The organism is Paenibacillus terrisolis (assembly GCF_056171975.1).
In genome coordinates this window covers 485,280-505,121 of the sequence record NZ_JBKFGG010000001.1, presented here as the reverse complement: position 1 = coordinate 505,121, position 19,842 = coordinate 485,280, and the positions used below count along the sequence as shown (strand labels likewise).

14 protein-coding genes are annotated in these 19,842 nt (G+C 52.9%); 8 read left to right on the top strand and 6 right to left on the bottom strand.

Features of this window, described 5'->3' with window-relative positions:
* Nucleotides 1-445: 445 nt before the first annotated feature.
* Both ACI48K_RS02175 and ACI48K_RS02170 read right to left on the bottom strand, forming a co-directional pair.
* Entirely contained in the window at nt 446-2,224 is a 1,779-nt protein-coding gene (locus ACI48K_RS02175; RefSeq protein WP_475025928.1) for an ABC transporter ATP-binding protein, read from the bottom strand.
* Complete coding sequence (locus ACI48K_RS02170; RefSeq protein WP_475025927.1) at nt 2,211-3,986, bottom strand: ABC transporter ATP-binding protein; 1,776 nt, start codon at nt 3,984-3,986, stop codon at nt 2,211-2,213. The genes ACI48K_RS02175 and ACI48K_RS02170 overlap by 14 nt, the downstream gene beginning before the upstream one ends.
* A gap of 230 nt (nt 3,987-4,216) precedes the next feature.
* On the opposite strand from ACI48K_RS02170, the gene ACI48K_RS02165 reads away from it, so the two are divergent.
* Together ACI48K_RS02165 and ACI48K_RS02160 are read left to right on the top strand one after the other, a co-directional pair.
* Entirely contained in the window at nt 4,217-4,639 is a 423-nt protein-coding gene (locus ACI48K_RS02165; protein WP_475025926.1) for a GNAT family N-acetyltransferase, read from the top strand.
* Between the two features lie 69 nt (nt 4,640-4,708).
* Complete coding sequence (locus tag ACI48K_RS02160; RefSeq protein ID WP_475025925.1) at nt 4,709-5,020, top strand: YciI family protein; 312 nt, start codon at nt 4,709-4,711, stop codon at nt 5,018-5,020.
* Between the two features lie 229 nt (nt 5,021-5,249).
* On the opposite strand, the gene ACI48K_RS02155 is transcribed toward ACI48K_RS02160, so the two are convergent.
* Nucleotides 5,250-5,495 carry a spore coat protein gene (locus ACI48K_RS02155; protein WP_475025924.1) on the bottom strand — a complete coding sequence of 82 codons (246 nt, stop codon included), beginning with the start codon at nt 5,493-5,495 and terminating at the stop codon, nt 5,250-5,252.
* A 14-nt stretch (nt 5,496-5,509) separates the two neighbouring features.
* Complete coding sequence (locus ACI48K_RS02150) at nt 5,510-5,695, bottom strand: hypothetical protein (protein ID WP_475025923.1); 186 nt, start codon at nt 5,693-5,695, stop codon at nt 5,510-5,512.
* 196 nt (nt 5,696-5,891) lie between these two features.
* Between ACI48K_RS02150 and ACI48K_RS02145 the strand changes: the two genes are divergently transcribed.
* From ACI48K_RS02145 to ACI48K_RS02135, 3 genes are all read left to right on the top strand, one after another.
* On the top strand, nt 5,892-7,676 hold the full coding sequence (locus ACI48K_RS02145) for a glycoside hydrolase family 9 protein (RefSeq protein WP_475025922.1): 1,785 nt from the start codon (nt 5,892-5,894) through the stop codon (nt 7,674-7,676).
* A 358-nt stretch (nt 7,677-8,034) separates the two neighbouring features.
* Entirely contained in the window at nt 8,035-9,231 is a 1,197-nt protein-coding gene (locus ACI48K_RS02140) for an exonuclease SbcCD subunit D (protein WP_475025921.1), read from the top strand.
* Nucleotides 9,188-12,280, top strand: a complete 3,093-nt coding sequence (locus ACI48K_RS02135; protein WP_475025920.1) for an AAA family ATPase — start codon at nt 9,188-9,190, stop codon at nt 12,278-12,280. The genes ACI48K_RS02140 and ACI48K_RS02135 overlap by 44 nt, the downstream gene beginning before the upstream one ends.
* A gap of 159 nt (nt 12,281-12,439) precedes the next feature.
* Here the strand turns inward: ACI48K_RS02135 and ACI48K_RS02130 are convergent, their stop codons facing one another.
* A complete protein-coding gene (locus ACI48K_RS02130; protein WP_475025919.1) occupies nt 12,440-14,101 on the bottom strand; it encodes a response regulator transcription factor in 1,662 nt (553 codons plus the stop codon).
* A gap of 22 nt (nt 14,102-14,123) precedes the next feature.
* Nucleotides 14,124-15,863, bottom strand: coding sequence for a sensor histidine kinase (locus tag ACI48K_RS02125; protein WP_475025917.1), 1,740 nt, complete (start codon nt 15,861-15,863; stop codon nt 14,124-14,126).
* Between the two features lie 257 nt (nt 15,864-16,120).
* Between ACI48K_RS02125 and ACI48K_RS02120 the strand changes: the two genes are divergently transcribed.
* The 3 genes from ACI48K_RS02120 to ACI48K_RS02110 all read left to right on the top strand — a co-directional run bounded on the left by ACI48K_RS02120 (nt 16,121) and on the right by ACI48K_RS02110 (nt 19,778).
* Nucleotides 16,121-16,978 carry an ABC transporter permease gene (locus ACI48K_RS02120; protein ID WP_475026046.1) on the top strand — a complete coding sequence of 286 codons (858 nt, stop codon included), beginning with the start codon at nt 16,121-16,123 and terminating at the stop codon, nt 16,976-16,978.
* A gap of 12 nt (nt 16,979-16,990) precedes the next feature.
* Nucleotides 16,991-17,869, top strand: coding sequence for a carbohydrate ABC transporter permease (locus ACI48K_RS02115; protein ID WP_475025916.1), 879 nt, complete (start codon nt 16,991-16,993; stop codon nt 17,867-17,869).
* A 130-nt stretch (nt 17,870-17,999) separates the two neighbouring features.
* Nucleotides 18,000-19,778 (top strand): extracellular solute-binding protein, encoded by a 1,779-nt coding sequence (locus tag ACI48K_RS02110; RefSeq protein ID WP_475025915.1) that lies wholly within the window; start codon nt 18,000-18,002, stop codon nt 19,776-19,778.
* The last annotated feature ends 64 nt before the right edge of the window (nt 19,779-19,842 follow it).

Here is a 19,842-nt window from a genome sequence, read left to right as displayed (position 1 = left end):
TCCTGGCCGGAATAAACATTAAGCGAAGGAAGCAGCAAGCGACGATTTCTCGAATAGCGGCATAAAATGGCCTCATTTCGCTCCGAAACCTTATTTTTATGGAAATAGCGGTACAAAACGGCTCTATTTTCGGCAAAACGCCCAAAACCGAGGGGAAAAGGGACTCTTCTGAAGAAATAAGGCCATAAAACGGCGCTATTTATTCAAAATGAGACCCCACCGTGGAAATAGTGCCCAAAAAGGCCGCTATTTCCACAGTGGGGTAGGGTCGCCGTATCATTTCAAGAGCGGAATTTCTGTGCGCGCCAGGCCGATCAACCGATTGCTGAAAGCCGGCGGCTATCTGGCAGGAGGGACCGCCGTTATAATGTGACCGGTTTTTCTGCTCACTGCTGTTGCAACAAATTTTAGAGGGTGTCCCATACTTGGGACACCCTCTTCGCAATTAGATCGCTTCCATCTTCTGTGCCGAATACAGGCGGTAGTAAAGTCCGCGGCGAGCCATAAGCTCATCGTGCGAGCCGCTTTCGGCGACGCCTTTATCGGACACGTACATGATGCGGTCGCAGTTCTTCACGGTGGACAGCCGGTGAGCGATAATGAACGAGGTGCGTCCCTTAAGCAGCTCGTTCAAGCCCAATTGCAGCAGCCGTTCCGTTTTGGCGTCGATCGACGAAGTGGCTTCGTCCAGGATCAGAATGCGCGGATCGGCCAGAAGCGTACGGGCGAACGAGATAAGCTGGCGCTGTCCTTGCGACAGCTTCGAGCCGCGTTCGTTGACCTCCGTCATATAACCGTCCTCGAACTCGCGGATAAAATCGTCGGCGCATACCGTTTTGGCGGCGGCGATAACCTCTTCTTCGGTGGCGTCAAGCCGACCGTAGCGGATATTATCCATAATGGTGCCGGAGAAGATAAAGCTGTCCTGGAGCATAATCCCCATTTGACTGCGCAGCGATTTCAGCGTCACCTGCGAAATATCGTTGCCGTCGATGAGAATGCGCCCCCCGGTCAGGTTGTAAAACCGTGAAATCAGATTGACGACCGTCGTTTTGCCTGCTCCCGTCGGACCGACCAGAGCGATGCTCTCCCCGGCTCTGACGTCCAGGGAGAGGTTCTCCAGGATGTTGATCCCCGGGTCATAAGCGAAAGTGACGTTGTCGAAGGTGACGTTGCCCCAAACGGAAGGCAGCTCTTTGGCATCGGGAACGTCACTGACCGTCACCGGCTCATCCAGCGTTTCAAAGATCCGTTCGAGATAAGCTACGCCATTGATAAAGCTGTTGTAAAGGTTCGATAAGTTCAGAATCGGCTGCCAGAAGCGAGCCGCATAGCTGCTCATCGCCAAAATGACGCCGAAGGTAACATCCTTCGGATCCAGCGTGAGCAGGCCGACCAAATAAATCAGCGTCGTTACAATGGTGGCCAGGTTATCGACCGTAAACGGAATCAAGGCGTTGTAGCGCAAGGCCCGCATCCATTCCTTGCGATAGTTGCCGGCGAGACGGGTGAAAATGCCTTCATTATGTTTCTCGCGCGAAAAAATTTGCGTGACGCCGATCCCGGTGATGCTTTCTTGCAAATAAGCGTTCATGTTCGAGTTTTTATTGGACACCGCCTGCCAAGCCCGGCGCTGCCGGGTTTTGATCATCAGCATGACGCCAAGGAAGACAGGCAGTCCCGCAAGGATGACAAATGAGAGCCGGACATCGACGGCGAACATAAACGCGGCGATGAAGATCAGGTTCACGATTTCCAGAATAAAGTTGATGATCCCGTTGGACAGCACATCGGAAACCGCATTGACATAGTTGACGACCCGGATCAGGATTTTACCTTGCGGCCGGTCGTCGTAATATTTGAACGGCAGTTCCTGCAAATGCTTGAACAGATCGGTACGGATGTCGAAAATAATGTCCTGTCCGACGCTGGTCATGATCCGCGAGCGGATGGTCGCGAAGATAACGCTGACCACGATGGTTGCGAGCATCAGCACGGACCACCCGACAAGCGGAAGGACCGCCTTGTCGGGAATGGTGTCGTCCACGACATGTTGCAGGATAAGCGGTCCCGAGAGCGCGATGGCTGCCGAAAGGGCACTGAGTATAAAGGCGACAATCATCGGCTTTTGCTGACGCCTGATATAAACCATCGCACGCCGGAAATGCTTGATGTCAAAGGGGGATTCCAGATCTTCGTCGATGTCGAATTTATTTCTGGCCATTCGTGCTCACCTGCCTTCCGATGCCTTCGTTTTGCAGCATAAATACATCATAATAATAACCTCGTTTCGCCAGCAGTTCGGCGTGAGTACCTTCTTCGATCACACGGCCGTTATCCAAAATGAGGATACGGTCGGCCTCGGCGGTCGTAGATACCCGCTGCGCGATAATGATTTTTGTGCAGGGATGATCGAGCTCGCGCAGACTTTTTTGGATATGCTCTTCGGTTTCCAGATCAACGGCGGAGGTGGTGTCATCCAGAATGAGGATGGGCCGCCGTACCGCCATGGCGCGGGCGAGAGCAATCCGCTGCTTTTGCCCGCCGGACAAGCCGACGCCGCGTTCTCCGACAATCGTGTCATACCCTTCGGGCATCCGGGTAATGAAATCGTGCGCGGCGGCAAGCCGGGCGTATTCGATCGTATCCTCTTCAGAGAGGTCGGGATTGCCGTAAGCGACGTTCCCGTCGATCGTATCGGAGAACAGGAGGACGTCCTGGGTCGCCACGCCGATGTTGCCGCGAAGCTCGTCGAGCTCCAGTTTGCGGACATCCATGCCGTCTACAAGAACGCGTCCCTCCGTTACATCGTAAAAGCGCGGGATCAGATTGACGAGCGTTGTTTTGCCCGAACCCGTCGAACCCATAATGGCGACGGTTTCACCCGGTTTGATCGTGAAGCTGACATCGTCAAGTACCGTAGCGCTTTCATATTTGAAGCTCACATGGTCAAATTCGATCCGGCCTTCATAACGGCGTTTGTCCGCGGCTTCATGCTTGTTCACAATATTCGGCCGAGCGTAGTAAACATCGACAATTTTGCTAAGGCTTGCGAAAAAGCGCTGGATATCGTTGATGATGATACCGATGTTGCGCATCGGGTTGGACACGGCCCAGATCAGAGACGAGAAGGCGGCGAATTCACCGAAAGTGATCCGGCCCTTCATGACGAAATAACCGCCCCCGATCATCAGGATGACGTTGAAGGCTTGCGCGAAGGTTTCCAGATAAGGGAAATAATCAAGCCAGACGAGCGCCGCCGTTTTGTTCGCTTTGGAGTAATTAATGTTTTTGTCCGTGAATTTATCGATTTCATGCTCTTCACGGGCGAAAGCTTTGACAACGCGGTTACCTGCGATATTTTCCTGCGTGGTCGTGTTCAGTTGGGACAGCCGCTCCCGCAAATCGATGTACATCGGGCGGACGCGTTTCGCGAATATGTAGGCAACGACGAAAATCGGCGGCGACAGGATGAGCAGCCATAACGTCAGCACGGCGTCAATGGTGAAGAAATAGATCACCGCGGCCACAAAAATCGTTACCGACTCAATGATCGTCTTGATGATCCACGCCATCGAGTGCCGCACCATGTCGAGGTCGCCAGTCATCTTGGTCATGAGGTCGCCCGTGCGGTTATGGTCGTAATACTCCATATCCTGCCCTTGAATCTTGTTGTACAAATAAATGCGGATGCGATACATCATGTTTTGCGAGGATTGCTCGTACTCCATCGTTGTCAGATAAGCGAGCCCCGTTCGCAGTAAGGAGAAGCCAATCATGCCCATACATAGCATAACGAGTAACCCTCGCCTATCCGTCAAATTCTGCAGCGCGTTGTCGCCGGCAATGAACGTATCGACGATGCGCTGGCTGATGTAAGGATTGACGATCGTGAGCGACGAGCCCACCACCGATAGGCAGAGCGCAAAGATGTACCTCGCACGATTTCCCTCCAGGTTCTGCCAAAGCCACTTCAGTTCAAACATTTGATCACCTGTTCCTGTATGTTCTCGCACGCTGTTGAAAGGAATTTCAATCCCTCTCTTCAACAAATCAACGTGATTATACCACAATCGCAGAGTCGTGCAGATCAATGTTTTTTTCTTCTTTTTACAATTGCATTGAAAATTTTTGTTTTGATTTTAGTCATGTAAAATAGAGATTTGACGTGTCGCGAAGCTATGCCAAAATAGTGATTGAGAGGGGGAATCATCAAGTGGCTTTGGACCTATTTATCAGAAAACCGGCGCTGAACGATCGGGAGCAGGCTTACCGGGTATTCGAAAGCTCCATTCAAGATGCGTTCGGAAAAGAGGGCTTGGGCGATTTATTCGAAGACGTCCGCGGCGAGATCGAACACAAGAAAATGAAGCTCGACGCTTTCCTGAGCGGGGCGGAGTCCGGAGTTCATTTTTTGATCGCGGAAACGGGTGGGACCGTGATTGGAACGATATCTTTTGCTCCCTGCGGGGAGGACGTCAAACGATGTACGGATCATCGGCTGGACGATGTGGGCGAACTGGGCAGCTTGTACATATTGCCGGAGTTTCAGGGACAAGGTGTAGGTTCGGCTTTGATTCGGCGGATGATCGGCTGTTTGGACCGGGCGGGGATCATCTGGTTTGGCTGTGCGGCGTGAAGGATTACATCAACGGGTAGGAGAATACAACAACAATGTTTCCCAAAATCGAAAAAGGAGTGATCCTGTATGTACATAACCCGCGAAGAAGACATCCGTTACGCCATTCTATTATCTATTGTGCCCGGCCGGGAGTTCTCGGAGGAACTGATCCGCGAGCATGTCCGGCATTTAAAGGAGTTGGATCGTCAAGGCAAACTGGTATTATGCGGCCCGTTCAGCGATTATCGCGGCGGAATGGTGATTATCAAGGCCGCATCCTATGATGAAGCCAAGGCGGTGGCCGAAGCCGATCCATACGTCCGATCCGGAACGGAAACCTACGAGCTGCGCACCTGGGAATTGTCGAACGAAGCCAACAACCACATGGGGATGGGGTGAGCACTCGGAGGTTGCCCGTCCGTTTACGCCGGGAATAACGGACGGACATAAACATGGAACAGCCTGTCTTTAATTTCTTCCACCCAAAAAAATCGGAATCCTGAATGGAAAACGAGAGCAAGATATGGACAAAGAAGCCGTAAAAAACTAAAAACAAAGGTCAATGGGAGCCGATAAAAAGCTTCCATTGACCTTTTGACATACTTGGCTTATTACCGGAATTTTCCTGTTAGCCTCCGAGTTGGGTTTTTACCTGCTGAACCTCTTGCGGCTCCGCCATCATGGCCGGCTGGTAGTAACCTTTTGATTTAGCCAGCTGGAACAGCTCGTACTGGGAGGTTTCGCAATTGTTTCTGATTTGCTGGATGGTTGATCTGAGCATGGTATTTTCACATTCCGAGATCACGCTGGAATAGGTCGTCAAGCTGCTTTTAACCATGGACAGCGTGTCGTTTACCATAATTTTGTCATTCATTGGCAGAATCCCTCCTAGTTTAAAAACGACATAAGCTTTTGTTTGGTTTGCATCGCGTCCTGCGCCGATTTTTCAAAATAGGCTCTGACCTGCGGATCGGTACTTTCCTGCGCATAAGCCTGCATTTTCTGGTTAGCTGTTTCGTGCGCGCCGATCAGGTGGCGCAAGCTTTGAAGCTCCTGCTGATTTAACTGTGACATGAATGGATCATGCTCCTTTCGCGTTTTTTCATTGGTTATTGTTTTCTTTTTGAAGTCAAATATTCAGATTTTTGCCGAGTTTGGTTTATTGTAGAATATTGGCCCCGGAGTAGAAGATTTTGCACCTTTTTCCCGTTTGGAGACAGGGTTAGAGTTAGAAAGGGGAATCATCTTTTTTTGCAGGGAGGGCTTATATATGAAGATTTTAATTAACCATATCGGCTATGATCGCCTGGGAACGAAACATGCTGTGGTTCTTGGAGGGGACGGCGAGGAGGCCGGAGAATTCAGGGTGATCGCCGCGGGTAACGGAAATTCCGTGTTTCAAGGAACCGCCGCTTTTGCGGGTCAAGTGGATCGTTGGAGCGACTGGCGATTTTGGACGATCCATTTTGAGGAACTTCAAACTGCAGGAAGCTACTACATAGAATGTGAAACATCGGCGGGATGCCTACGCTCTCATGTGTTTACCATCGAAGACCATGTGCTTGGCAAGCAAAGCCTTTCGGATACCGTATTTTATTTCAAAGCCCAGCGATGCAGCGGCGATTTTGACCGGGCCGACCGCACTCTCGCGTTCGCGGGAAACCGAGCGGGCCGTCATGATCTGCATGGCGGCTGGTACGATGCCACCGGCGATTACGGCAAGCATTTGTCTCATTTGTCGCACGCAACCTTCTTTAATCCGCAGCAGGGCTCTTTTACGGCTTGGGTTTTGTTTAAAGCGCACGAGCGGCTCGAGCAATCGGGGAATTCCCATTATGACCAGATCAAACGCAGAATTTTGGACGAAGCGATGTACGGAGCGGATTATCTGTTCCGGATGCGGGCGCCGTCGGGGACTTTTTTCAGGTCGGTGCGGCGGATCGGGGAATTTACGAAAGCGGCCGACCGGCGGATCGACTTTTTATATAAGCGTTCGTCGTCGCAGTTCGGTGCGGCGGCGACAGCGGGAGACGAAACGATTACCGAAGAGTCATATGAAACGGGCTTCAGGCAGGGAGCGGGATTTGCCATCGCTGCCTTGGCTTCGGCGAGCCGCCATGCTTACCCGGGCGACTATGCCCGTGAGCAATATTTGCGGGCGGCCAGGGAAGCTTACGCTTATCTGGAGGAGAACAACCCGCGTTATCTGAATGACGGAAAACCGAACATTATTGACGAATATTGCGCGCTTACCGCTTTGACGGAGCTGTACCGTGCCACCCTTGAACCGGAGTACCGCCAGAAAGCGGGCGAAAAAGCCAAAACGCTCATGGGATATCTGAATGACGGGGATGCAACGGGAGATGAGCAAAATGGGCATTACTGGAGAACCAACGAGGCGGGGCGGCCGTTTTTTCATCCTTCGGACGCAGGTCTCCCGGCGATTTCGCTGTTGAACTATTTGGAGATTGAGAAAAATAAAGAGGTCAGAGCGGAAGTGCTGGATACGGTCGTAAAAGCGATGGAATTCGAGCTGCGGATTACGCGCGAAGTCGCTAATCCCTTTGGCCTTGCCCGCCAGTTTGTGGAACGAAGCGACGGGAAAAGATACACGGCATTTTTTATGCCGCATGAGACGGAGGCTTCCCCTTGGTGGCAAGGAGAAAACGCCAGACTTGCCTCCCTTGCGGCGGCGGCCCGGCTGCTGACGATGCATTTGCCGGCATCGGAGGCGCATCGGCCTCTTGGAAAGAAACTTCAAGCCTATGCCGACGACCAGCTCAACTGGATTTTGGGGCTCAACCCGTTCGACAGCTGCATGCAGCAGGGGGCGGGCCGCAACAATCCCCAATACCACTATAAATACGGGTTCGATTACATGAACTGTCCCGGCGGGATCTGCAACGGGGTGACCGGAGGGCTGGACGATGAGGCGGGCATCGAGCTGCTGCCGGCGTCAAAACCTGGACTCATCGATGATAACTGGCGCTGGGCTGAGCAATGGCTCCCCCATGCCTCGTGGTATTTGTATGCGGTGACGCTGGGGAACCCGTAAAACAGTGTGGAAGCTTTACCCTCCGAGGGGACGCCGCGAGGCGTCCTTTTCTTTTTCGATTCCCGGACTTGGCCTAAGGCGACGCCCCTTCTGCTATAATAGAATCCATAGAATGCAAAATTTTTGTAAACTATATAAGTTGAACCAATGAAAAAGTATCATAGCAAGAGTGTGAAATGTTCTGGCAGAAGCGAAGCGTTCGCCTTTGTGACCGGATTTCTACTCCATTTGAATGTACAGCGATCGAAAGAATATTTCACACGGCTGCCGTTATACGTATTCAATCTTTGGCTTAATTTATATAGAATTTTACTATAAATAGCAATTTGATCCGGATAGAGAGGATGGACGGCGGCTTATGAAAATTTTCCACACGGCCGATTGGCACTTGGGAAAACTGGTGCAGGGCGTTTATATGACGGAAGATCAGCAGTATGTCCTGGAACAATTGCTCCAGGGCATCGAAGCGGAACGGCCGGACGCAGTCGTCATTGCGGGAGACTTATACGACCGGGCGGTTCCGCCGACGGAGGCGGTGCAACTGCTCGACGAGACACTGGAAAAAATCGTGCTTCGCCTTAAAGTACCGGTGCTGGCGATTGCGGGTAACCATGACAGCCCGGCCCGGCTGGATTTCGGCAACGGCATCATGCGGGCCTCGGGCCTGCATATTGCCGGAGAGCTTACATATCCGATGGAGCCCGTGGTGCTTCATGATTCGTTTGGGGAGGTTCATTTTCATCTGGTTCCTTACGCCGAACCGGGCAAGGTGCGCCATTTGCTAGGCGATGAGTCGATTCGCACGCATGACGACGCGATGAAGGCGGTGACCGAGACGATCCGTGGAGCGATGGACCCGAAGGCCCGGCATGTGCTCGTGGGCCACGCGTTTGTGACGCCGGGCGGAGAGCCGGAGGAGAATACCAGCGATTCCGAGCGGCCGCTGGCGATTGGGGGAGCCGAGCATGTCAGCTCCCGGCATTTTGCCGGGTTCCATTACACGGCGCTTGGGCACTTGCATCAAGCGCACCATGTCGGGGACGAAACGATCCGCTATTCGGGTTCGCCGCTGAAGTATTCGATTTCAGAAGAGACGCACCGGAAAGGGTATTTGGTGGTGGAACTGGACGAAACGGGGCAAGCGGCCGTGGAAAAAAGATTGCTTCGGCCAAGACGCGACATGCGTACGGTAGAAGGACGAATTGCGGAATTAGAGCTGCAGCCGCTGAACGACGATTATGTGTTTGTCCGTCTGCTGGACGAGGTGCTGGTCGCGTCTCCGATGGAACGGGTGCGTTCCGTCTATCCGAATGCGATGCATGTTGAGCAGAAATTCGCCATGGCCGTGTTGACGGGAGAGAATTCGGAGGCGGAAGGCCGGGCGGAAATGGACCAATTTTCGCTGTTTCAGGCTTTTTATAAAGAAGTGAAAGGGACAGACCCTTCGACGGAAACGGAAAAGCTGTTTATGCAGACGCTGCACGAAATGATACTGAAGGAGGGGGAACGGGATGAGACCGCTCAAGCTGACGATGACGGCGTTCGGGCCGTATAAAGATACCGAAACCATCGATTTTTCCGAGCTGGCGGGCCACCGTTTGTTCGTGGTTTCGGGCAACACGGGAGCCGGGAAAACCTCCATTTTTGACGCGATTTGCTTCGCCTTGTACGGAAGCGCGAGCGGGGAAGACCGGAACGACAGCCGGATGCTGCGCAGCCATTTTGCCGACGATCAGACGTTTACCTCGGTTGAGTTCGAGTTTGAGCTGAAGGGCCGGAGTTATCGGGTGTTCCGGCAGCTGCCCCATGTGAAGGCGGGCAACAAGGTCGCCACGGGGGAACGGTACGAGTTGTACGAACTGGTGCAAGGAGAAGCCATGCCGTTGACGGACCGCTTTATCGTCTCCCAGGTCGACCAAAAAATCCGCGAGCTCATCGGCCTTACGAAGGAGCAGTTCAGCCAGATCGTGATGCTGCCGCAGGGAGAATTCCGGAAGCTGCTAACCTCCGAGACCGAGAACAAAGAAGAGATTCTGCGGCGGATTTTTAAAACCGGGCTGTTCAAATATGTGGCCGATCATCTGAACGAGAAACGCAAGGAGATGCAGCAGATTTGCCTCGGCTTGCAAAAGACGCGGGATCTGTACATCGAGCAGGTGAAAAGCTCTCTCGGGGATCGCGAAGGTTCGGAGCTGCAGCAGGTTTTTCGGCAGGAGTATTTCAATTCGCATCAGGTGATCGAAGCGCTGGACCGCGAAATTGCCTATTATGCGGAGCAGATGAACGGGGCCGAGGAACTTTTGCGGCAGGAGATGGTTTTGCAGCAGCAGCAGACAGCACGGTATTTGCAAGCGAAAGGGTTAAACGAACAATTCGATCTTCTGGAGCAGAAGCGGGCGATGAACGAACAGCTTGCGGAGCAGGCCCCGGAATTCGAAGGGATAGCCGCACGGCTAAAGCTCGCCGAACAAGCGGTTCATCTGGAGGTGCATGAGCGGCATTATTTGGATGCGGGCGAGGATTTGGCGCGGAAAACGAAAACGATGGAAGAAGCGGAGCGGCTTCATGAACAGGCCAAGCGGAAGCTGGAAGCTGCGGCGGTCCGTTTTACGGAAGAAGAGGGCAAACAGGAGGTCCGCGAACAAGCCTTGCGCGAGTTGGACCGTCTGCAGGGATTTTTGGAAATCGTGCGGGAGATGGATCAAAAAGAACGGCTCGTTGACGTGCTCGGCAAGGAGGCCCGCGTGCTGGCCGGGAAAGTGGAAGCGGCTCAGGAGCAATTGGACGCGCTGCAAACCAAACGGATGACCGATGGCGCGAAGGTCAAAGAGATGGAGGAGCGGACCTCCGGCCTAGCCGAGAAAACAGTAAGACTCGCGCATCTTAAACAGCAGGCATTGGTTGTGCAAGACTATCTGAAGCTTACCGCGAAAGCCGAAAAGGAACGGCAGAACGTGCAAGCGCTGAAAGCGGATTACGGCCATGCCGCCGAAGCGTACGGCGCGTTGGAAGAGCGCTGGATCGAAGGGCAGGCGGGCCTGCTCGCAAGCCATCTGCACGACGGCGAAGCTTGTCCGGTGTGCGGGAGCGTGGATCATCCCCATAAAGCGTTAGGTGCGGGGCAAGTTCCGGCGAAGGAAGAGTTGGACCACGCGCGGAAAAACAAATCGGACGTTGAAACGGAGTATTTGCAGGCGCAGGCAGACTTTGCGGCAACGGAGCGATTGATTGCCGACAGAGGACAACAGGCGGTGGAGCATGGCTTTCGTCTTGAGGGAATCCGGGATGCTTTCGATAAGCTGGTGGAGGAAGGGAAGGCGCTTGCTCAGGAGGAAAAAGCGCTTAAGGAAGAAGCAGACGGGCTATTGCAGCGCAAACGGGAGTTTGAAACGCTGGATCTTCAGCTTGAGGAGCTTCGCAAGCGGAAAGAGGAGGCGCAATTGCAGCACCACGAGAAGACAACGGCGCACGCTAGGGAGCAGGCGCTTTATGAGCAATCGCTGGGAGCGCTGCCTGAGGATGTGCGGAGCCTGACCCAGTTGGAAGAGCGAATCCGGCTCGCGGGCATACGAAAGAAGGAGCTGGATGCAGCCTGGAATGAAGCGCAGATGCGTTATCGGGAGGCCAGTGACGGACAAATCAAGTCGGCCGGAGATTGGAGTCATGCCGAACACCAATGGCAAGAAGCCCGGCTTAACCGGGATAAAGCGTATGAGAGCTTTGCCCAAGCGATGAAACAAGCCGGGTTTGCGGCGGAAGAAGCGTATCGGGCTGCCCAAATGCCCGAAGCGGAGCGCACGGAACTTAGGGGGCGAATCGACGCTTACCGGACCGCAGCCGCTTTGGTTCGCGAACAGATCGCAGAGCTGAGCGCCAAGCTGGAAGGGGAGACCCGGCAGGATTTGGCGCTGATGGAGCAGGGGATGCGGGAGACCGACGAAAGGATCGAAGCCTTGCGAAACGGGCAACTGCAAGCGGGTAGCCAGTATAAGCGGGCGGACGACGGGAAGCGGGATATTTTACAGGCGGAGAAGACCTGGCAGGAAGCGGAACGGGAGCACGGGCTCGTCAAGGAGCTGTATGACGTTGTCCGCGGGGAAAACAGCAAGAAGATTTCCTTCGAGCGGTACCTGCAGATCGAGTTTTTGGGTAAAATCATCCATCATGCCAACCAGCGGCTCTCGCGGATATCCGGCGGGCAGTTTTATCTCGTCCGGAGCGACCGGATGGAGAAGCGAGGGAAGCAAAGCGGGCTTGGACTGGACGTGTTCGACAATTATACGGGCCAGCTGCGCGACGTGAAAACCATGTCCGGCGGCGAAAAATTCAACGCCTCGTTATGCCTGGCGCTTGGCATGGCCGATGTCATACAGTCTTACGAGGGCGGGATTTCGCTCGAGACGATGTTTATCGACGAAGGCTTCGGGTCATTGGACGAGGAATCGCTGAACAAGGCCGTCGAGACCTTGGTTGATCTCCAGCAGTCCGGCCGTATGATCGGTATTATCTCCCATGTCCAGGAACTGAAGCAGGCCATCCCCGCGGTTCTTGAAGTGAAGAAGACCCGGGAAGGGTACAGTTATACTAAGTTTGTAGTGAGCTGAATTCCGGAGGAATTTCGGCTTGATATATAAGTGATGCGTATGCAAGCGGGCAATGAAATCAGTCGTTCTCATGCACCGTGCTTACGTTATGAAGGGCCGCTTGTCCGCGTGCTGAACGCCGATGGGCGGCCTTTGTTACGGCAGATGAGCATAACTATTTCACACGCCCAGCTTGTTGCGGTATTCCTGAGGAGTCAGACCGAAATGCTTGCGGAACAGCTGGATAAAATAACTGGGCTTATGGTAACCGAGCATCAAGGATATTTCATAGATTTTCTCCGGAGACTGGGCGAGCAAGTCCGCGGCTTTTTCCATACGGACGCGCAGAATGTATTCGCTGATGCCTTCCCCGGTTTCCAGCTTGTAGATTTTAGACAGATAGGACGGATTCAGGAACACGTTTTCCGAGATCGTTTGCAGCGAAGCGCTGTCGAGATGGCTTTCGATGAAATCCTGCACCTTCCGAATAATAGATGAGCGGGAGTCCTTTTCAACATGGCTCATCGACTGCCGGTAACTGGCGATAACCCGCTGCGTCCAACTGCGCAGCTCGCTGACGGTATTTAGCGAATGTCCGCCGGCAACGGCGTAAAAGTCGTCGCCGATTGTGTCGGCCAGCCATTTTTTCGAGCGGTGAATCAGACCGGCGATGGTCGATGCGATCGTAAAATAAGTTTCGAGCACATGCTCCGGCGAGCCGCGCCATTCTTCCTCCAGCTCCCGGAAAATCGTCTCCAGCTTTTCGTCCGCGGCACTCCACTGCTCCGTTTCGAGCAGGGTGGCAAGGTTCGGCGACCGGTAGAGCTCGCCGAGCAACCGCGGTTCTCCGCGGTCCGGTTCCTTCGCCAGCGAGACGAACAGCTCGGTATCGCTGCCGATGAAGTGGCGGAAGCTGGCCAGCGAAGACTGGTACATCGGGGCGACGTCCTCCGGAAAACGCCCGGATTTGCTCGTGAGCACCGAAATGCCCACGTGCAGGTATGTTCTTGCAGCATGCTGCAACTGAAAAGCCTGTGATTCGATCCAGTCGTCAAAACCGTCCGCCATTTCTTCAGACGGGGAAGAGACCGCCGCCAGAATCGGTGCGGCCGGCGCCGTTTTCGGCGTCAGGACGCAGACGATGTAACCCCCGGCATCCGTGCAGCTCCACAGCCGCATGCGGTCGCCGAACAGCTCGCCGGCCATATTCGTGAGAGCATACTCGATCAGCGCCTCTCCGGCGGTATCATACACGCTGGCCGTGTCGTCGATGCGGAGCAGCATCATATGGCAAGGCATTCCGGTTCGGGCAAATACCTCGTACATACTCAGCTTTTTGGACAGGGAGGGGTCGGCCGGCGCCATTTTGCCCGTGATCAGATCCACGAGCAAATATTCGCGCAGCTTTGGAAGCTGCTCCCTTAACGCGTACATCGCTTTTTGCGTCGAGGAAATTTCCTGCCACTCCCGCTCCAGCTCGTCCAGCGCCTTGCGAACGGCGTCCATCAGTTCCTCGTCTTCGACCGGCTTCAGCAAATAATCGTTGGATCTCAGTTGCAGCGCCTGTTTGGTATATTCAAAGTCGGCATAACCGGTCAGCAAAATGCATTTGGTGTGCTTCCAGTTCCGCTTAATTTCCTCGATAAGCTCCAGCCCCGACATTCCCGGCATTCGGATGTCCGTCACCACAACATCGATCGCATGCTCGAACATGAGCTCCAGGGCTTCCCGTCCGGAGTTCGCTTTATGAACCTTCTCGATTCCGATGTTCTGCCAAGGCAGCATGTCGGCGAGGTCGTCGACCAGAGCCGTCTGATCGTCAATGATAAGCAGTTGATGCATATTTTTTCTCCCTTCTCCCTTGTTACGATGCGTTGCCCATCTCTTCCGGCTGGCTTGCCGGCCAAAACAGCGAAACCTCCACGCCGCCTTCTTCACGTCTGCATATACGTAGGCCCGCTTTCGGCCCGAATTGCAGAAGCATGCGCTGCCGCGTGTTCCAAAGCGCGCAGCCCTTGTCCTCCTCAGGAGGCATCGTGATCTGCCGCTCCAGCGCGATGAGCTGCTGATCGGTCAGGCCAACGCCGTCATCCGAAACGGTAAGCACATAGCAGCCATCACGAATGTATGAGCTGACGCGGACGGTTCCGCTGCCTGCGGGCTCGACCCCATGCAGCACCGCGTTTTCCACCAGAGGCTGCAGGATGAGGCGGGGCAGCTCCAAATGGATAAACGGTTCCGGGATATCGATTTCATATTTCAAATCTTGCACCTTAATCGCCTGGATCGCAAGGTAGCTGTTTACCAGATCCAGCTCCTCCCGAAGCTCGGCCGTCGGCCGTTCGGATCGGGTTGTGTAGCGGTAATATTTGCTTAAATGCATGGATAGCTGCATAACCGTTTCTTTCTCGCCAAGCCTTGTCAGGCTGCGGATCAGGGTAAAACAGTTATAAAGAAAATGCGGGTTGATCTGGGACTGCAGCTGCTTCAGATTGGCATCGCGGGAGCGGATTTCCTCCCGGTAAATGTTCTGGATCAGCTGCTCGATCTGTTTGGCCATATCGTTAAAGCTGACGAGCAGGAAATAAAATTCGTTTCCCGGGTGGAACACGTTCAGTGTCGGATATTCGCCTCGGCGCAGCTTTCTGACGCCGCGTATGAGCTCGCGGATCGGCACCTGCACGTTTTTGTACAGAAAATGGGCCGCGATGGTACTGCTGACTAAGAGGAACAAAATGCAACCATAGAACAGATAGCTGTTCGCCGTGATCGGCCGAACGACGTCCTGGATCGGCAGATAATCCACCAGATAAAGCCCAAGCTCCGGCATAAACACACAGCTGACCGCGTACTCGCTTTCGGAAAAGGTGAAACGGGTAAACGGTTTTTGGGCCAGGGTCCTCATATCCAACTGTGAAATAAGCTCACTTTGCAGTTTTTGATTGGCGCTGTCTGAGGAAATGACCGAACCATCCTGTGTGATGAAAAAAGGATCTCCTTTTCCGCCGGCTTTGAAACGATCAAGAGCTTTGGTCAAATCCGAAGCGGGAAAGCTCATTTCCGCGATAAGCAGCGCTTTATTGAGCGGGGCGTCAAAAGGGTCGGTCATATATCGAACAAACCTCGGATGCTTGCGGTAGTAGTCCGGAACATCCTCCGTATACTTCCAAGTCCGGGAGAAATTGCGCTTAAGCTGCTCGCCATCGTTTGGAAGGGAAGCGTTGGAGGACACGAAGGTGTGCGTATCCGGAGCATAGACACTGATCGTCGTATCCCATGTGGACGAGGCAATCATAAGCCGAAGCTTTTCATCGATGCGGAGCTTTTCGTCCGTTTGCTCGTACAACGAAGAAATGTCAAAAAATTCAAGAGCGCGCACATTCATATCTTCGCTGATCATGAGACCGCTCTTCGTCAACTGCGCGGCGATATTGTCGGTCTGGGCGGCGAAATAAGAGAGGTCCTTGTACATGGATTTCTCCACCTCCTCCGATACGACCCGCACGCTGGTATAGTTGGAAAACCAGTACAGGAACAGGATGGGGATCAGCATCAGCAAAATTAATCCGAGGATTTTTGTAAACGTATTCATGCGAATATTCACAAAACTCCGGCCTCCTTCGGCTCAGGGTCCAGAAAACAAAAATTCGGGTATCGTTCCAAAATGTTCGGCGCAGACGGTAAAAAATGTGAATTATATACTTACTATTGCAGGATGATGACATAGATGTCAATCCGAAAAAAGAGCTTAGGAAAGGAATTTTGGGCATGGAGACACCAACAAAAACTGCACAGACGAGCGTTACACTTCAGCGGACGGGAATAAAAGGCTTGCTAAGGCGGACATGGCCGCTGCACCTGATGCTGCTTCCGGCTGTGGCGCTGCAGCTCATTTTCGGCTATTTGCCGCTGGGCGGTCTTGTAATCGCATTCAAAGACTACAAGCCGTATGACGGAATGTGGGGATCGGCCTGGGTCGGACTGAAGCATTTCAAATTCATGTTCGATTATCCGGACAGCAAGCAGGTTATATTCAATACCATGATCATTGCCGGGCTGAAAATCATCTTCAATATCGTAGTGCCGTTTGTATTCGCGCTGATGCTGAATGAGGTCAGACGCAACTTTTTCAAACGGTCAGTTCAAACGCTCGTGTATTTGCCCTATTTTATTTCCTGGGTTTTCCTGGGAGGCATTCTGAACGACATGCTGGCCAGCGACGGGATCATCAACTCGCTTCTGCACAGTTGGTTTGGCCTTGAGCCGATTTTGTTCCTGGGCGACGGCACCTGGTTCCGCATCGTTGTTGTCCTGACCGATGTATGGCAGCAGTTCGGATTCGGCACGATCGTATATCTGGCTGCGCTTGCGGGAGTAAACCCTTCGCTGTATGAAGCGGCGGAAGTGGACGGAGCGACCCGCTGGAAGCAAACGATCCACGTCACGATTCCTTCTCTCACCCCTATCGTCATCGTTGTGGGAACGCTGGCTCTGGGTAATATTTTGAACGCCGGCTTCGACCAAATTTTCAACCTGTATAACCCGCTCGTTTACGACAAAGGGGATATCATCGATACGTTCGTATACCGCACCGGTATTTTGAACGGCCAATACAGCTTTGGCACGGCCGTAGGCCTTTTCAAATCGCTTGTCGGATTTGTGCTTATCGTGCTTGGCTACCGGATCGCCTACAAGCTGGCGGATTACAAAATATTTTAAGGAGTGCGGGGTATGTACCACAAAACACGAGGATATAAGGTATTCACTTTTTTCAATTACTTGTTGCTGACCATTGCGGCGCTGACGTGCGTGCTGCCGATTATCCATATTCTGGCGATCAGTTTTAGCGCCAAAGCGCCGGCAAACGCCCATTTGGTAGGCCTGTGGCCGGTTGATTTCAATCTTGATTCGTATACGAAAACGATGAATAACCCGAATTTCCTGCGGGCGTTCCTCATTTCCATAGAGCGGACCCTACTGGGAACATTCATGACGATGAGCGTCATCACGCTGGCCGGCTATGTATTGTCCAAAGAGACTGCCGCTTTTCGGGCCAGAAACGTATATGCGTGGTATTTCGTTTTTACGATGCTGTTCACCGGAGGCGTAGTGCCAAGCTACATTCTCGTTCGTAATCTGGGTCTGATGGATTCGATGTGGGCGCTTGTATTGCCGGGCGCGGTACAGGTGTTTAATATGATATTACTGATGAATTTTTTCAGGGCGACTCCGAAGGAACTGGAGGAGGCGGCGCTGATCGACGGAGCCGGGCATTTTAAAATTCTGATGCAGGTTTATTTGCCGCTTGCTTTGCCGGCCATCGCGACATTGTCGCTGTTTTCCATCGTAGGCAACTGGAATGCCTGGTTCGACGGCCTTTTGTATATCAACGATTACCGCAATTATCCGCTGGCCACGTTCTTGCAGACGGTCATCGTCCAGCAGGACTTCAATAAGCTGAACCCGGATGTTAACGAGTTGAAAAATATTTCGCAGCGTACCGTAAAAGCGGCGCAGATTTTCATCGGGATTTTGCCGGTACTGGTGGTTTATCCGTTCCTGCAGCGTTTCTTCGTAAAGGGGATTGTGCTTGGAGCCGTCAAAGGATAATCGTGTAAGAAAGTCGATAAATTGGCATCTAAGATAAATTTAGGGCATTTTAACTGACGATGGAGGGATTTATAGTTTTTGTGAGAGATAGGTAAGCGCTCTCAATTATAGTCTGGGGGGATAAGACAATATGCAATTCACTTGGAGAAAAATGCTGAGCCTCACGTTGGCTGCCGTAATGGCATTCACTCTGGCCGCTTGCTCGGGAGGAGGGGGCAACAACAACGCTTCTTCGAATTCCGGGAACGACGGCGCGAAGAACGAAGGAACGGCAAACAACAGTGCCAGCACCAACACAACCAGCAATGTGGATGATACGGGATGGGACGGTAAGAAGTACGTGGAACCGATCACGCTGACCACGGTAAAAGGAATCGGGACCAACTTCTTCTTCAAAAACGGCGAAACAATGGAAAACAACGTTTTGCAGCGTTACGTGAAAGATAATCTCGGCATTGACGTGAAATACGATTGGATCGTAACGGATACAAACGAAGCCTATAAAACCAAGCTTCGCCTGATGTTGTCCTCCGGGGAAAAGATGCCGGACATCATCACGTACCGCGGCGACTTGGAAACGGTAAACATGCTGATCGACTCCGGGCAGTTTATGGACGTCGGAGAGCTGTTCGATAAATACGCAGGCGACAAATACAAGGAAGGCACCGCTCTGAACCCTGACACTTGGCTCCCGGTAACTCGGGACGGCAAACGCATGGCGCTGCCGGTTCTTGATTACGCCAATAATGACGACATGTTGCTCTGGCTGCGTCAAGATTGGATGGATAAATTGGGGCTGCAAGCTCCTAAAACCTTGGCAGACTTCGAAAATATTATGGACGCTTTTGTCAATAAAGATCCGGACGGCAACGGAAAGAAGGATACGATCGGTCTGGCTGCCGGCTTTAAAAATACGTTCCTGGGCTGGATGAGCGACGTCAGTTGGGTATTCGGCGACTATGGAACTCTTCCTTGGCAATGGAACAAGGGGGCGGACGGCCAGCTTTCTTACGGTTCGGTGGACCCTGCGGCCAAACCGGCGCTGGCTACGCTGAAGACATGGATGGACAAAGGATACATTTCCAAAGACTCCGGTTTGAAGGACGAAACCACCGCTTCCGAATTGTTCACGAAAGGCCAAGCGGGCGCAATCGTAGGGCGCAACTGGCTGCCTGACTGGCCGTTCGGCGACCTGATCAACAACGTACCGGGAGCGAAGTACAAAGGCTATCCGCTTCCTGCCGGACCTGACGGCAAGATTGGCGCACAAAGCGGCAATCCGTCCGTTAACGGCTGGATCCTGATCAATAAAAACGCGAAACATCCGGAAGCGCTGCTCCGTTATTACAACTTCTTCTTTGATAACTGGGCGAACCCGGAAGCCGGCTCCGAATTCGAAAACGGCTTTGCCGAAGGTTACGACTGGGCGAAACTGCCGGACGGAACGATTACGAAAGACCCGCAAAAATACCCGGATCTGTTCCCGGATTACGCGGACCGCACTCACTTGGTAGAACCGATCTACTATTCGCTGACCTTTGAAGGCGCACGTATTCCTTCGCTGTACGCGGATACGATGATCAAGCTTGCGAACGGTGAACAACCAGTAACACCTTACGAAAAATCAACGGCTGCCATTCGTAAGCCGGAAAACATTGAAGCGATGAAGATCGTGATGGATCAAAAGGATATTCGCATGAAGAACTACTTCCAAGGTCCTTTGACGGAAACGATGAAGCAAAAGAACGAACTGCTCAACAAGCTGGTAAGCCAAACGTACTCCAAAATCATTTACGGTCAATCTTCCATCGACGAATTCGACAAGATGGTGGATAACTGGAAGAAATCCGGCGGAGACCAAATTACGAAGGAAGTCAACGAATGGTATCAATCCGCTAGCTCCAAATAAAGGCTAGCCTGCCTGTCAGTCAGCCATGGTTTACGACGAGGAACGCTGCACGTTAGATATGTAG